This window comes from Streptomyces sp. NPDC036764, from assembly GCF_055609385.1.
Map to the genome: position 1 here is coordinate 202,738 of NZ_JBVJPT010000011.1, position 13,289 is coordinate 216,026.

Consider the following 13,289-nt stretch of genomic DNA (forward strand, 5'->3'; position numbering starts at 1 on the left):
CCTTATGTGTAGAGGTGGGAGGCCTGGGAGACAGGTGCCAAGCGTCCTGGTGAGCCGGGTCGGCGGCCGACAGTCCTCAGCGTCCGCGGGCCCGCTTGAAGCGGGCCAGTGCGTCGGGCAGGTCGATGATCGGGGCCGGGTACTCCAGCGCGGCACGTTCGCCCGGCGGCAGCCGCCACGGTTCGTGCACCGCGCGCCCCTCGACCCCCGCCAACTCCGGTACCCAGCGCCGGACATAGCCGCCCTCGGGGTCGTAGCGCCTGGCCTGGGCGACCGGGTTGAGTACGCGGTTGGGCCTGGTGTCGGTGCCGGTCCCGGCGACCCACTGCCAGTTGAGCTGGTTGTTGGCGACGTCGCCGTCGACCAGCAGGTCCAGGAAGTGCCGTGCGCCGACCCGCCAGTCGACGTACAGGGTCTTGGCGAGGAAGCTCGCCGTCAGCAGGCGTCCGCGGTTGTGCATCCAGCCCTCGTGCCGAAGCTGGCGCATCGCGGCGTCGACGACCGGGTAGCCGGTGCGGCCCTCCTTCCACGCCGCGATGTCGTCCCGCGCCTCCCGCTCGGAGCGCCAACGGTCGTGCCGGGTGCGGTAGTCGGCGGTGCCCGCGTCCGGCCGCGCGGCGAGGACCTGCCGGTGGAAGTCGCGCCAGGCGAGCTGCCGTACGAAGGCCTCGGCGCCCGGACCGCCGGCCCGTCGCGCGCGGTGGACCAGCTCGACGGGGGAGAGGGTGCCGAAGTGCAGATGCGGGGAGAGACGGGAGGTGGCGTCGCCGGCGAGGTCGTCGTGGCGCTCCTCGTAGGAGGACACCCGGCCGCGCAGCCAGGCCGTGAGCATGGTGCGGCCCTCCCGCTCGCCTCCCGTGGCGAGCCCCTCCGACAGGCCCGAGAGTTCGTCACGGGAGGGCAGCGGCCCGGAGCGGACACCGTCCGGGACCCTTACCGAGCGCGGTGCGGCGAGCGCGTCCCGCAGCGGTTCGCCGGACCAGCGGCGGAAGTACGGCGTGAAGACGGCGAAGTGGTCGGAGCCGGCCGGGGTCACCGCGCCGGGCGCGACGGCGCTGGTCACGGTGTCGTGGACGTGCAGCCCTACCCCCTGCGCCTGAAGGGCGCGCCGTAGCCGTTCCTCGCGCCGCTGGGCGTGGGCGCTGACGTCGGACGCCATGTGCACCTCGTCGGCGTCCGCCTCGGCGACCACTTCACAGACCTGGTCGACGAGGTCGCCCTCACGCACGATCAGCCGGCCGCCCCGCTCCCGCAGCCCGGCGTCGAGGTCGCGCAGACAGTCGGCGAGGAAGGCCAGCCGGTTGGGTACGGCGAACCCGGCGCCGTCCACCGCCCGGTCCCGCACGAACAACGGGACCGTCCGCTCGGTGCCGCCGAGGGCCGCGCACAGCGGCGGGTGGTCGTGCAGGCGCAGATCGGAGGTGAACAGGACGACCGAGATGCTCATGCCGTGATCTCCGTGCAGTCGGGGAGGCGATCCGCGTCCCCGGCGGTGCGTTCCATGCGTTCGGTGCGTTCCATGCGGGCGAGCGGGAAGGTCAGGGAAGGTGGGCGCGGTTCGGTGCGGGGACGGGCGTACTCGCCGCGGCCCGGGCGATGTTGCGGGCCATGCCGCCGAACACGGCCGCGTGGAAGGGGGACACGCTCCACCAGTAGGCCTGGCCGAGCAGACCGTGCGGATGGAACAGGGCACGCTGCCGGTACCGGGTGCGGCCTTCCTCGTCGGTGAGGACGCGCATCTCCAGCCAGGCCAGTCCCGGCAGCCGCATCTCGGCGCGCAGCCGCAGCAGTCGGCCCGGCTCGATCGCCTCGACCCGCCAGAAGTCCAGCGAGTCGCCGACCCGCAGCCGGGACGCGTCGCGGCGCCCCCGGCGCAGTCCCACCCCGCCCACCAGCCGGTCGAGCCAACCGCGCACCGCCCACGCGAGCGGGAAGGAGTACCAGCCGTTCTCGCCGCCGATCCCCTCGATCACCCGCCACAGCGCCTCGGGCGAGGCGTCGACCCGACGCTCCCGGTGGTCGCTGTAGAGGCTGCCGCCCGCCCAGTCGGGGTCGGTCGGCAGGGGGTCGCTCGGTGCGCCGGGCACGGAGGCCGACGACCAGCGGGTCGTCACCCGTGCGTCCCGCACCCGCCGCAGGGCCAGCCGTACGGCCTCGTCGAAACCGATCGGATGCCCCGGCGGGTCGGGGACGTGACCGGCGATGTCGTGCTCGGCGCACACCACCTCGTGGCGCAGGGACTCGGTGAGCGGCCGTGCGATGGAGGAGGGGACCGGTGTCACCAGGCCGACCCAGAGGCTGGAGAGGCCGGGCGTGAGGACCGGCACGGCGAGGATGACCCGGCGCGGCAGCCCGGCGACCGCCGCGTAGCGGACCATCATCTCTCGGTACGTCAGCACGTCCGGCCCGCCGATGTCGAAGGTCCGGTTGACGTCCGCGGGCATACGGGCGCTGCCGACGAGGGCGCGCAGCACATCCCGGACGGCCACGGGCTGGATGCGGGTGTTCACCCAGGCCGGGGTGACCATCACGGGCAGACGTTCGGTCAGATAGCGCAGCATCTCGAAGGAGGCGGAGCCCGAGCCGATGATCACGGCCGCCCGCAGGACGGTCGTCGGCACCCCGGAGCCGAGCAGGATCCGGCCGACCTCGGCGCGCGAGCGCAGATGCGGCGAGAGCTCCTGCTCGGGCACGCCCGCGGGGGTCAGACCGCCGAGGTAGACGATCCGCCGGATGCCCGCGGCCCGTGCCTGGCCGGCGAAGGTCCGCGCGGCCCTGCGGTCGGTCTCCTCGAAGTCCTTCCCGGTGCCCAGGGCGTGCACCAGGTAGTACGCCACGTCGATGCCGTCGAGGGCCCGGCGCACGGACGCGGCGTCGGTGACATCGCCGCGCACCACCTCGGCCCTCTCGGCCCACGGATGATCGCGCAGCCGGTCGGGCGAGCGGGCAAGGCAGCGCACCCGGTACCCCGCGTCGAGCAGCTCGGGCACCAGGCGCCCGCCGATGTACCCCGTGGCGCCGGTCACCAGGCACCGCGGTCCCTCACACACCTCGTCCTGCGCCATCTGAAGTCGGTCCTCACGTGTCGGAGCTCCCTGGTGATCACTTCCCCGCCAGGGTGGGCTTCGGATGCGGCCGACCGGCTGTTCGACGCGGACAACACGAAGTGGTGAACATGCTCATGCAGATCGCGGGCAGGCGGAATGTAGGAGACAACTACTCGGCCCACTGGGCGAAGTCCGATTGTGGAGGTGTCTGCCGCTATGGGCGCGAAGGTGTTGGAGCGGTTTCCTGCGGGGGCTCCGCGCGGATCGTGGCCGGCGGAGGAGTACGCGGCCGAGTGCCGCGCCCACGGTGAGCCGGCCACCGTCGTGATGGACCTGAAGTCGGACGCCTTCCTCGTCGTGGTCCCCACGCGCGACGAGGACTGAGCAGGCGTTCGCACGCCTAGGAGGCGTGGGCCACGAGTGCCGCCAGATGGGCCTCGCGTGACTGCGCCGTCTGGCCCTGCACCAGCAGGAACAGGGCTTCCCGTGCCAGACGCTGCGCCGTGCCGGTGAGCGCCAGCGACCGGCCGCCGCCGGCCACCACCGCCGCGGTGGTGGCCGTACGCATCAGTTCGGCCGCTCGGATGCGCAGCGCCAGACGCTCCGCCAGGTGCTCGCCCGCGGCAGACCGGTCGGCCAACGCGTAGGCCGTGCCGCGGATCTGCTCCAGTCGGGTGCGCAGCGGCCCGGCGGTCTCCTCGTCCAGCAGGGCCAGCGCCGCCTCGGTGACCCCGAACACCGCCGGGGACGTCTCGACCGTCTTCGCGCGGTCCGTGGCGGCCCATTCCGCGTACGGCTTGCGCAGCGCCACGGCGTCCTCGGGCAGCCGCAGTCCGTCCAGCTCCAGCGACACCGTGCGGGACGCGGTGAGCGCCGCGAGCCGCATCGGCTCCGAGGCACGGAGTCCGGGCTGCTCCCGGGCCCCGGTGAACGCGAAGACCACCTCGCCGCCCTCCGTGGCACCCGCGAGCAGCATCACGTCGTTCAGACCCCAGCCGGTGTACCAGGGCACCCTCCCGTCGAACCGCCAGCCGTCGCTCTCACGGGTGACGCGCACCGGCATGCGCGGATACGAGCGCAGATGCGCGTACGCCACTCCCGACAGCAGCTCGCCCCGGGCCAGCGGACCCAGCAGCCGCTCCCGCACCGGCCATTCGCTCCCGGCCAGTGTCGCGACCGGCGTGTGGTGCTGCGTCTGCACGAACCAGGTCGAGCAGCACGCTCCGGCCAGGATCTCCGCCGTGCGCCGGGCCACCGCCGCGGGGGCCGCCCATCCGCCGTACGACTCCGGCGCGCCCACCCCGAGCAGTCCCGCCTGCCTGATCGCGTCGATGTGGCTCGCGGGCACGCCCTCCTGATCGACGCGTTCGGCCAGTGGGGCGAGCAGATCGTGCGCGAGACGGTGGGCGCGGCCGACGAGGGGGTGATCATTCGTGGTCATGGACGAAATTCTTCCGGCGCGGTCGTGCGAGGTGTCGAATCCGGGGTGTGTCGTTCGTGTAGGAGGTGAGAGAACGCGACGACGCCCGAGGAGGCCGTCATGAAGTACTACCTGCTCAATGTGATGCAGCCGGTGGGGGAGCGCCCGGCCCCGGAGGTCCTCGCCGAGATCGAGAAGAACCTCGACGCCCTCAACCGGGAGCTGCGCGAGGCGGGCGCCTGGGTGTTCGCGGGCGGACTGCACGGCCCGGAGTCCTCCACCGTGCTGCGGCCCCGCGACGGCGACGTCCTGATCACCGACGGCCCGTACGCCGAGGGCAAGGAGATGCTCGGCGGCATCAGCCTCATCAAGGCGCCCGACCTGGACGCGGCGCTGGAGTGGGGCCGCAGGATGGCCCTGGCGACGACCCTGCCGATCGAGGTGCGGCCGTTCATGGGCGAAGCAGAGGACCACGAAGCAGCCGGGGACCGCGAAGCCGGCGTCTGATGACGCTCCCCGACGTCGAGGCCGTCTTCCGCGCGGAGTACGGCCGCGCCGTCGCCGTCCTCGTCCGCTTCCTCGGCGACATCGACCTCGCCGAGGAAGCCGTGCAGGACGCGTTCACCACGGCCCTGCGGCGCTGGCCGGAGACCGGCGTGCCGCCGAGCCCGGCCGGCTGGATCATCACCACCGCCCGCAACCGTGCCATCGACCAACTGCGCCGCGAGGCCGGCCGCGGCGAACGCCACGCCCAGGCGGCCCTGTTGAACGCCCCCGACGCACCGCGCGAGGAGGGCCCCGTGCGCGACGAACGGCTCCGGCTCGTCTTCACCTGCTGCCACCCCGCCCTCGCCGTCCAGGCGCGGGTCGCACTGACCCTGCGCCTGCTCGGCGGACTCACCACCGCGCAGATCGCGCGGGCCTTCCTGGTGCCCGAGCCGACGATGGCCCAACGCCTGGTGCGGGCGAAGGCGAAGATCCGCAACGCCGGCATCCCCTACCGCGTGCCGCGCGACGCCGATCTGCCCGATCGGCTCACCGGAGTGCTGGCCGTCGTCTACCTGATCTTCAACCAGGGGTACGAGGGTGAAGCGGCCCTGTGCGCGGAGGCCGTACGGCTCGGCCGACTGCTCGCCGAACTCATGCCGGACGAGCCCGAGGTCACCGGGCTGCTCGCGCTGATGCTCCTCGTCGAGTCGCGCCGGCCCGCCCGGCAGGACGAGCACGGCGAGCTCGTGCCGCTGCCCGAACAGGACCGCGGACTGTGGGACCGGGACCTGATCGCCGAGGGACAGTCGCTCGTCCGCCGGTGCCTGCGCCGAGGCAGGCCGGGGCCGTACCAGCTCCAGGCCGCGATCCAGGCCGTACACAGCGACGCGCCGAGGGGACGGGACACGGACTGGGGACAGATCCGACAGCTCTACGACCACCTCATGGCCGTCGCCCCGAGCCCGGTCGTGGCCCTGAACCGGGCGGTCGCCGTCGCCGAGACCGAAGGCCCGTCCCGGGCTCTCGACCTCGTGGACACGCTGGACCTCGACGGCTACCACGTCTTCCACGCCGTCCGCGCCGAACTGCTGCGCCGCCTCGGCCGCGACACCGAAGCCGTACGGGCGTACGAGAGAGCCGTCGAGCTCTCCGAGAACCCGGCCGAGCGCGCGTACCTCGAACGCCGACGCCTGGAACTCGTCCGTACGTGATGCTGCCAGGGCGGTGGCGAAAGTGTCTCCACCGGTAGAGAAGGTGCAGGTCAGCGACCGGGTGAGGGGTGCTCAGGTGGCGCAATGATTCGGAAACACCACTGCGCCCGCACCGTCGGTATGGTCACCGCATGCCAGCAGAACGAACCCGCGAGCACACCGCGCCGCTCGCCGCCGCCCGTCGCCGACGGCTGCGTGCGGACCGGGCGCGGCAGCTCGCGGACCTGCTGCGGCACCTGGTCCTCACCGGAGGATTCCCCAGCGGCGCGCTGCCCCACGAGGACGTGCTCGCCGCCGACTACCAGGTGTCGCGCAACACCGTCCGGCACGCGCTGGACCTGCTGCGCGCCGAACAGCTCGTCGAGCGGCTGCCCGGCGTCGGCACCGTCGTCGTCGCCGAGAAGTACCCGCACGGCCTCGACCGGCTCATGGGACTCGCGGAAACCCTGCGGGAACACGGCCGGGTCACCAACGAGGTGCGCACCATGGGCCCCGTCGCCGCGCCCGCACCCGTGGCCGAGCGGCTGCGGCTGCCCACCGGCACCGACGTGCTCTACATCGAGCGGTTGCGCCGGCTGAACGGACTGCCGCTCTCCCTCGACCTCACCTATCTGCCCCTGGACATCGGCGGCGAGCTGCTCGGCGCCGACCTGGAGAACACCGACGTCTTCCGGTTGCTGGAGCAGATCACCGGGCAGCCCCTCGGGCACGCCGAGATCACCCTGGAGGCCGTCAACGCCGACGCGCACTCCGCCACCGTGCTCCAGGCGCCGCGCGGCACCGCCGTGCTGATGCTGGAGCGCCTCACCCACCTGTGCGACGGCAGGCCCGTGGACCTGGAGTTCATCCGGTTCCGCGGGGACCGGATCGCGATGAGCGGGCTGCTGCGCCGCACCGTGTGAACCGGCCGCGGCGCCGAACGGTCCGCCACCCCGCGCGACACGCGCGGAACTTCCCTCACCCCTAGCAGGACCTCACTGGAGACAGCCATGCCCTTGGTGCCCCAGCGGGCCGACGTGCCCGTGACCATCGACGAGTCGAAGTGCATCGACGGCTGCACGCTCTGCGTCGACATGTGTCCGCTGGACTCCCTGGCGATCAACCCCGACAGCGGCAAGGCGTACATGCACGTCGACGAGTGCTGGTACTGCGGCCCCTGTGCCGCCCGCTGCCCCACCGGGGCCGTCACGGTCAACATGCCCTACCTGCTTCGGTGAAAGGCGCACCTCGATGAATTCCCCGGCCCGCAAGAAACGTACGACGACCGCCGCGCTGCTCGCGGCCGCCCTCCTCGGCACCCTCGTCACCGGCTGCGGCGGCGACGCGTCCGCAGGCGACGCCACGCACGTCACCGTCACCATCGGCTACCAGTCCAAGACCATCAACACCGTCACCGCCGGCACCCTGCTGCGCTCCCTCGGCTACTTCGAACGCGAACTCGCCGCCCAGGGCAAGCGCGACGGCATCACCTACAAGGTCGAGTGGCAGGACTACGCCACGGGCGCGCCGATCACCGCGCAGATGACGGCCGGGAAGATCGACATCGGGTCCATGGGCGACTTCCCGCTGCTCATCAACGCCGCCCGCGGCAAGCAGCTCAACCGCCCCACCCGGCTCGTGTCGGTCACCGGCTACAACCTGCGCGGCGCCCTCAACACCGTGGTGACGGCGCCGCAGTCGAAGCTCGGCTCGCTCAAGGACCTGAAGGGCAAGGCCGTCTCCACGAGCGTCGGATCGGCGGCCGACGGAACCCTCGTGCGGGCGCTGCAGCAGGCCGGGCTGGACCCGAACGAGGACATCCGCAAGCTCAACCAGCAGCCGTCGGTGGGCGCTTCGGCGCTCCAGGCAGGCAGCGCCGACGCCCTCTCGCAGTTCGTGGCCTGGCCCGGGCTGCTCGCCTTCCAGGGCCGGGCGAAGGCCCTGTACGACGGCGCCGAGCTGAACCTGCCGACCTTCCATGGAGTGACGGTCCGTCAGGACTTCGCCGAGCAGCGGCCGAAGGTGCTCGACGCCTTCCTCGCCGCCCAGATCGAGGCCACGCGCTACCTGAACGAACACCCCGTGCAAGCCGCCGAGAAGGTCGCCGAGGCCACCGGCCTGCCGCCCGAGGTCGTCTACCTGTACAACGGCGGCGGCGGCATCGCCACCTTCGACCCGGCCGTCAAGCCGCAGCTCGTCGCCGCACTGAAGAAGGACGTCCCGGTGCTGCGCTCGGCGAAGCTCGTCGGCGACGTCGACGTGGACTCGTTCGTGGACGACGGCCCGCTGAGGCGCGTGTACGGCGGGGACTACGCCGAGCAACTCGCCGCCACCCCCGAGCCCTCCGGCAACGAGGTGTGGCTCAAGGGCAAGGACCGTACCCAGGGCTTCGATTCGGCCGCCGCACTGCTGAAGTTCGTCGCGGCGCACAAGGGCCAGGTACGTGCCGCGTACGTCCCGGACGCCACGACCGGCACCCGCTGGTACGCCGACAAGGCCGTCTGGGTTCGGGACGGCAAGGAGCTGAGCCCCTTCGTCACCACTTCCGCGGCGCGCGCCTACGTCCAGGCCCACCCCGGCGCCGTGACCGTGTCCTACGCCGCCGCGCTGGAGCAGGCGTCATGACCGCGCTGACCGCCCCGCCGGCGAAGCTGTCGTCGGAGCCGGCGCCCCTGCGGCGCACGCACCGATGGCGGCCCGTGGTACGCGTGCTGTCGCTGCTCGCGGCGCTCGGGCTGTGGCAGTTGCTCACCACGCTCGACGTCCAACTGTGGCTGCGGTTCGACCAGTTCCCGTCCGTCACCGACGTGGCCGGCAAGTTCGGGGAGCGGGTCGGCGACGGCGCGTACTGGCAGGACGTGACCGACAGCCTGCGCCGGATCGTCACCGGATTCCTGCTCGCTGCCGTGCTCGGCGTCGCGGCGGGCGTGGCGATCGGCCGCTCCCGCTGGGCCGCGGACCTGATCGGACCGGTCCTGGAGGTGCTGCGGCCCATCCCGGCGATCGCGCTGGTGCCGGTGGCGATCCTGCTCTTCCCGAGCAACGAGCAGGGCATCGTCTTCATCACCTGCGCCGCCGCCTTCTTCCCGGTGCTGGTCGCCACCCGGCACGCGGTGCGCGCGCTCGCCCCGGTGTGGGAGGAGGCCGTGCTCACCATGGGCGGCGGACGGTGGCGGGTGCTCGCCTCCGTGGTGCTGCCCGGCGCGCTGCCGGGGATCTTCGGCGGCCTGTCGGTCGGCATCGGCGTCTCGTGGATCTGTGTGATCTCCGCGGAGATGATCTCCGGCGAGTACGGGATCGGCTACCGCACCTGGCAGGACTACACGGTCATCGACTACCCGGGCGTCTTCACCGGCATCGTCAGCATCGGCCTGCTGGGCTGGCTGACGTCGACCCTGGTGGAGCTCCTGGGACGCAGGCTGACGCACTGGCTGCCGCGGCGTGAGGGGAGGGCCACGTCATGAGCACGGAAACGGACATCGCGACCACCGCGTCGCCGGTCGACCGGCCCGCCCCCGGGGCGCGGCTCGGCCTGGCCGGGGCGCAGCTCGGGCGACCGGGCGCCGTCGTACTGAACGGCCTGGACCTCGAAGCGGCCCCGGGCGAGATCCTGACCGTCGTCGGCCCGTCGGGGTGCGGCAAGTCGACCCTGCTGCGGACCCTGGCCGGGCTGCTTCCCGCGCTCGCCGGACAGGTCGTCCAGGACGGGCGGCCCGTCACCGGGCCCGGCGCCGACCGGGCGCTGGTCTTCCAGGAGGACGCCCTGCTGCCATGGCGCACGGCCAGCGCCAACGTCGAACTGCCCCTCGCCATCAGGGGACTGGGCCGCGCCGAACGCACCGCCAGGGCACGGGAGTGGCTGGACCGGGTCGGACTCGCCGGTCTGGAGCGGCAGTTGCCGCACCGGCTCTCCGGCGGGCAACGCCAGCGGGTACAGCTCGCCCGCGCGCTCGCCGGGCAGCCGCGCGCCGTGCTGATGGACGAGCCGTTCGGCGCGCTCGACGCCCAGACACGGGCCGGCATGCAGCAGTTGCTGGTGGAGGCCCTGCGCGGGACCGGTGCCACCGTCGTCTTCGTCACCCACGACGTGGACGAGGCGCTGTTCCTCGGCGACCGGGTGGCGCTGCTCGCCGACGGCGGCCTCACCGGCATCCGGCAGGTGCCACGACCCCGCGACCGCGCCGCCCACGACGACCCCGCGACCACGGCCCTGCGCCGCGAAGTCCTCGCCTCCCTCGGCACCCGCACGCCCTGACGACGGCCGGCCGTCGTGCTCCCGACCTGCGAGTCCCCCGGCCGTCCCGCACGCCCCGAAAGGCCCACTCGCCATGACCCCCGCCCCCCTGACACAGATCCCCGCGCTCGACTCGGCCGATGAGCTGAGCTGTGACGTCCTGGTGATCGGCGGCGGCACCGCCGGCACCATGGCCGCGCTGACCGCCGCCGGGCGCGGCGCGTCCGTGCTGCTGCTGGAGAAGGCCCACGTCAGGCACTCCGGAGCGCTGGCCATGGGCATGGACGGCGTCAACAACGCCGTCATCCCCGGTCGCGCCGAACCCGACGACTACGTCGCAGAGATCACCCGGGCCAACGACGGCATCGTGGACCAGTCGACGGTCCGTCAGACGGCCGTCCGCGGTTTCGAGATGGTCCGGCGGCTGGAGTCGTACGGGGTGAAGTTCGAGAAGGACGAGCACGGCGAGTACGCCGTCCGCCAGGTGCACCGCTCGGGCTCGTACGTGCTGCCCATGCCCGAGGGCAAGGACGTGAAGAAGGTCCTCTACCGGCAGTTGCGCAGGCGGGAGAACCGCGAGCGGATCCGCATCGAGAACCGGCTGATGCCGGTGCGCGTCCTGACCGCCGGCGGAAGGGCGGTCGGCGCCGCGGCCTTCAACACCCGCACCGGAGCCTTCGTGACCGTGCGCGCGGGCGCCGTGATCCTCGCGACCGGCGCCTGCGGCCGCCTCGGACTGCCCGCGAGCGGCTATCTCTACGGCACGTACGAGAACCCGACCAACGCGGGCGACGGCTACGCGATGGCCTACCACGCGGGCGCCGAACTCACCGGCATCGAGTGCTTCCAGATCAACCCGCTGATCAAGGACTACAACGGTCCGGCCTGCGCCTATGTCGCCAACCCGTTCGGCGGCTACCAGGTCAACCGGCACGGGCAGCGGTTCGTCGACTCCGACTACTGGTCCGGACAGATGATGGCGGAGTTCGCCGCCGAGGTCGCCTCCGACCGCGGCCCGGTCTACCTCAAGCTCAGTCATCTGCCGGAGGAGTCGGTCTCGGCCCTGGAGTCCATCCTCCACTCCACCGAGCGCCCCACCCGCGGTACCTTCCACGCCGGACGCGGACACGACTACCGCACCCACGACGTCGAGATGCACATCTCCGAGATCGGTCTGTGCGGCGGCCACTCCGCCTCCGGGGTACGGGTCGACGACCACGCCCGTACGACCGTGCCGCGCCTGTACGCGGCCGGCGACCTGGCCTGCGTACCGCACAACTACATGATCGGGGCGTTCGTCTTCGGCGACCTCGCGGGCGAGGACGCCGCTCAATACACCGCGTACGAGGGCGAGTTGCCGCGTGAGCAGCTCGCCGAGGCCCACGAGCTGATCTACCGGCCGCTGCGCAACCCCACCGGCCCTCCGCAGCCCCAGGTCGAGTACAAGCTGCGGCGCTTCGTCAACGACTACGTCGCCCCGCCCAAGAGCGGCGCCCGGCTCTCGCTGGCGCTGGAGCACTTCGAGCGGATGCGGGACGAGATCGCGGACATGGGGGCGAGCACGCCCCACGAGCTGATGCGCTGCGCCGAGGTGTCGTTCATCCGCGACTGCGCGGAGATGGCCGCCCGGTCCTCCCTCGCCCGCACCGAGTCCCGCTGGGGCCTCTACCACGAGCGTCTCGACCATCCGCTGCGCGACGACACGGACTGGCTGCACCACCTCGACCTGCGCAAGGGCCCGACCGGCGCCATGGAGTTCACCGCCCGCCCCGTCGCCCCCTACCTCGTCCCCGTACCCGAGTTCACCGCCACCGGCGGTGCGGCCCGGGAGCTGGGCGAGGTGCACCCCCTGCCCACGGCGACGGCGGGACGGGCGGAAGTGCCCCCGGCAGCGTCCGTAGCGGCTCCGGATGACGCCGCCCCGGCCACCGGTACGACGCGCGGCGCGTCGCAACCCTCCCGGGAACGGCTCCTCGAACTCGTCGCGCTCACCGAGGAGGAACCCGACCTCCAGGCCCTGGAGCCCTATCTGAAGGACCCGGACCCCGCCGTACGGCTCGGCGCCGTCACGGCACTGACCGAAACGGCCCCCGCGGGAGCGGGTCCCGCGCTGGCCCACGCCCTGCTGGACGGCGACGGGGGCGTACGGTCGGCGGCCGCCGCCTCGCTGCGAGAGCTGGCCGAAGTCCTGCCCGCCGAAGCGGAGTTGCGGGTGCCTCTGCTGTCCGCCCTGACGGCGGCCGACCCGACGGCACGCGCCACGGCCCTGGACGTGCTGCGCGCCCTGCGCCTCGGGGACGCGCCCTTGTTCGCCGGGCATCTGGCCGACCCGGACATCGAGGTGCGCCTTGCCGCCGTACGCGCGCTGGTCTCGGTGGACGCGGCCGACACCCTGGCGGAGGCGACCGGGGACGCCGCGCGTGAGGTACGGGTCGCCGTCGCACGCGGATTCGCCGCCCTGGCCCCGCATCTCGCACAGACGGACCAGAGCGCGCCGGCCGCCCTGCACCGCCTGATCCACGACCCCGACGTCCTGGTACGCGCCGCCGCACTGGAGTCCCTCGGCGTGCTCGGCTGCCCCGCAGAGCTCCTCGCCACTGTGACGGCGGCGCTCGGCGAACCGGCCTGGCAGGTTCGCGCGGGTGCCGCCAAGGCGCTCGGCGGGGCGGCACCGGAGCACGGTGTTCCGGCGCTCGCCGGCCTGTTGCGCGACACCGACGCGGATGTGCGCAAGGCCGCGGTGCTCGGCCTGCTGCGGCACTCCGCGCACGGCGAAGCCCGAGCGGCACTGGCCACGGCGGTCGATGACCCCGACGCCGATGTGCGCGCGTACGCGGGCCGGGCGGGGCGGTGATCCGGCGACTCGCGGTGATCCGATGACTCCTCGACTCCCGGAGCCGCAGGGCGGG

At 72.9% G+C, this 13,289-nt stretch carries 12 protein-coding genes; 9 read left to right on the plus strand and 3 right to left on the minus strand.

Annotated features, from left to right (window positions below; genetic code table 11):
• Positions 1-76: 76 nt before the first annotated feature.
• Both ACZ69Q_RS32345 and ACZ69Q_RS32350 read right to left on the minus strand, forming a co-directional pair.
• A complete protein-coding gene (locus ACZ69Q_RS32345) occupies positions 77-1,447 on the minus strand; it encodes a cryptochrome/photolyase family protein (RefSeq protein WP_471048704.1) in 1,371 nt (456 codons plus the stop codon).
• Between the two features lie 91 nt (positions 1,448-1,538).
• Positions 1,539-3,065 carry an SDR family oxidoreductase gene (locus tag ACZ69Q_RS32350; RefSeq protein WP_471048706.1) on the minus strand — a complete coding sequence of 509 codons (1,527 nt, stop codon included), beginning with the start codon at positions 3,063-3,065 and terminating at the stop codon, positions 1,539-1,541.
• A 198-nt stretch (positions 3,066-3,263) separates the two neighbouring features.
• Here ACZ69Q_RS32350 and ACZ69Q_RS32355 point away from each other — a divergent pair, with 198 nt between their 5' ends.
• Complete coding sequence (locus ACZ69Q_RS32355; RefSeq protein WP_471048708.1) at positions 3,264-3,431, plus strand: hypothetical protein; 168 nt, start codon at positions 3,264-3,266, stop codon at positions 3,429-3,431.
• 16 nt (positions 3,432-3,447) lie between these two features.
• Here ACZ69Q_RS32355 and ACZ69Q_RS32360 read toward each other — a convergent pair whose 3' ends face one another.
• Positions 3,448-4,488 (minus strand): acyl-CoA dehydrogenase family protein, encoded by a 1,041-nt coding sequence (locus ACZ69Q_RS32360; protein WP_471048710.1) that lies wholly within the window; start codon positions 4,486-4,488, stop codon positions 3,448-3,450.
• Positions 4,489-4,587: 99 nt separating this feature from the next.
• Between ACZ69Q_RS32360 and ACZ69Q_RS32365 the strand changes: the two genes are divergently transcribed.
• From ACZ69Q_RS32365 to ACZ69Q_RS32400, 8 genes are all read left to right on the plus strand, one after another.
• Entirely contained in the window at positions 4,588-4,974 is a 387-nt protein-coding gene (locus tag ACZ69Q_RS32365) for a YciI family protein (protein WP_471048712.1), read from the plus strand.
• Positions 4,974-6,167 (plus strand): RNA polymerase sigma factor, encoded by a 1,194-nt coding sequence (locus tag ACZ69Q_RS32370; protein ID WP_471048714.1) that lies wholly within the window; start codon positions 4,974-4,976, stop codon positions 6,165-6,167. Before ACZ69Q_RS32365 ends, ACZ69Q_RS32370 begins: the two co-directional genes overlap by 1 nt.
• 131 nt (positions 6,168-6,298) lie before the next feature.
• On the plus strand, positions 6,299-7,069 hold the full coding sequence (locus tag ACZ69Q_RS32375; RefSeq protein WP_093744712.1) for a GntR family transcriptional regulator: 771 nt from the start codon (positions 6,299-6,301) through the stop codon (positions 7,067-7,069).
• An 87-nt stretch (positions 7,070-7,156) separates the two neighbouring features.
• Positions 7,157-7,384 (plus strand): 4Fe-4S dicluster domain-containing protein, encoded by a 228-nt coding sequence (locus tag ACZ69Q_RS32380; RefSeq protein WP_381630816.1) that lies wholly within the window; start codon positions 7,157-7,159, stop codon positions 7,382-7,384.
• Positions 7,385-7,397: 13 nt separating this feature from the next.
• Positions 7,398-8,771: an ABC transporter substrate-binding protein gene (locus ACZ69Q_RS32385; protein ID WP_471048718.1), complete on the plus strand. Its 1,374-nt coding sequence runs from the start codon at positions 7,398-7,400 to the stop codon at positions 8,769-8,771.
• On the plus strand, positions 8,768-9,610 hold the full coding sequence (locus ACZ69Q_RS32390) for an ABC transporter permease (protein WP_471048720.1): 843 nt from the start codon (positions 8,768-8,770) through the stop codon (positions 9,608-9,610). The genes ACZ69Q_RS32385 and ACZ69Q_RS32390 overlap by 4 nt, the downstream gene beginning before the upstream one ends.
• A complete protein-coding gene (locus ACZ69Q_RS32395; RefSeq protein WP_471048723.1) occupies positions 9,607-10,401 on the plus strand; it encodes an ABC transporter ATP-binding protein in 795 nt (264 codons plus the stop codon). Before ACZ69Q_RS32390 ends, ACZ69Q_RS32395 begins: the two co-directional genes overlap by 4 nt.
• Before the next feature lie 73 nt (positions 10,402-10,474).
• Entirely contained in the window at positions 10,475-13,234 is a 2,760-nt protein-coding gene (locus ACZ69Q_RS32400; RefSeq protein ID WP_471048726.1) for a fumarate reductase/succinate dehydrogenase flavoprotein subunit, read from the plus strand.
• Positions 13,235-13,289 lie beyond the last annotated feature (55 nt).

What these genes read in the sequence shown, in the direction of transcription:
- ACZ69Q_RS32345 (WP_471048704.1), bottom strand. Translation starts at nt 1,447, where the DNA reads ATGAGCATCTCGGTCGTCCTGTTCACCTCCGATCTGCGCCTGCACGAC.
- ACZ69Q_RS32350 (WP_471048706.1), bottom strand. Translation starts at nt 3,065, where the DNA reads ATGGCGCAGGACGAGGTGTGTGAGGGACCGCGGTGCCTGGTGACCGGC.
- ACZ69Q_RS32355 (WP_471048708.1), top strand. Translation starts at nt 3,264, where the DNA reads ATGGGCGCGAAGGTGTTGGAGCGGTTTCCTGCGGGGGCTCCGCGCGGA.
- ACZ69Q_RS32360 (WP_471048710.1), bottom strand. Translation starts at nt 4,488, where the DNA reads ATGACCACGAATGATCACCCCCTCGTCGGCCGCGCCCACCGTCTCGCG.
- ACZ69Q_RS32365 (WP_471048712.1), top strand. Translation starts at nt 4,588, where the DNA reads ATGAAGTACTACCTGCTCAATGTGATGCAGCCGGTGGGGGAGCGCCCG.
- ACZ69Q_RS32370 (WP_471048714.1), top strand. Translation starts at nt 4,974, where the DNA reads ATGACGCTCCCCGACGTCGAGGCCGTCTTCCGCGCGGAGTACGGCCGC.
- ACZ69Q_RS32375 (WP_093744712.1), top strand. Translation starts at nt 6,299, where the DNA reads ATGCCAGCAGAACGAACCCGCGAGCACACCGCGCCGCTCGCCGCCGCC.
- ACZ69Q_RS32380 (WP_381630816.1), top strand. Translation starts at nt 7,157, where the DNA reads ATGCCCTTGGTGCCCCAGCGGGCCGACGTGCCCGTGACCATCGACGAG.
- ACZ69Q_RS32385 (WP_471048718.1), top strand. Translation starts at nt 7,398, where the DNA reads ATGAATTCCCCGGCCCGCAAGAAACGTACGACGACCGCCGCGCTGCTC.
- ACZ69Q_RS32390 (WP_471048720.1), top strand. Translation starts at nt 8,768, where the DNA reads ATGACCGCGCTGACCGCCCCGCCGGCGAAGCTGTCGTCGGAGCCGGCG.
- ACZ69Q_RS32395 (WP_471048723.1), top strand. Translation starts at nt 9,607, where the DNA reads ATGAGCACGGAAACGGACATCGCGACCACCGCGTCGCCGGTCGACCGG.
- ACZ69Q_RS32400 (WP_471048726.1), top strand. Translation starts at nt 10,475, where the DNA reads ATGACCCCCGCCCCCCTGACACAGATCCCCGCGCTCGACTCGGCCGAT.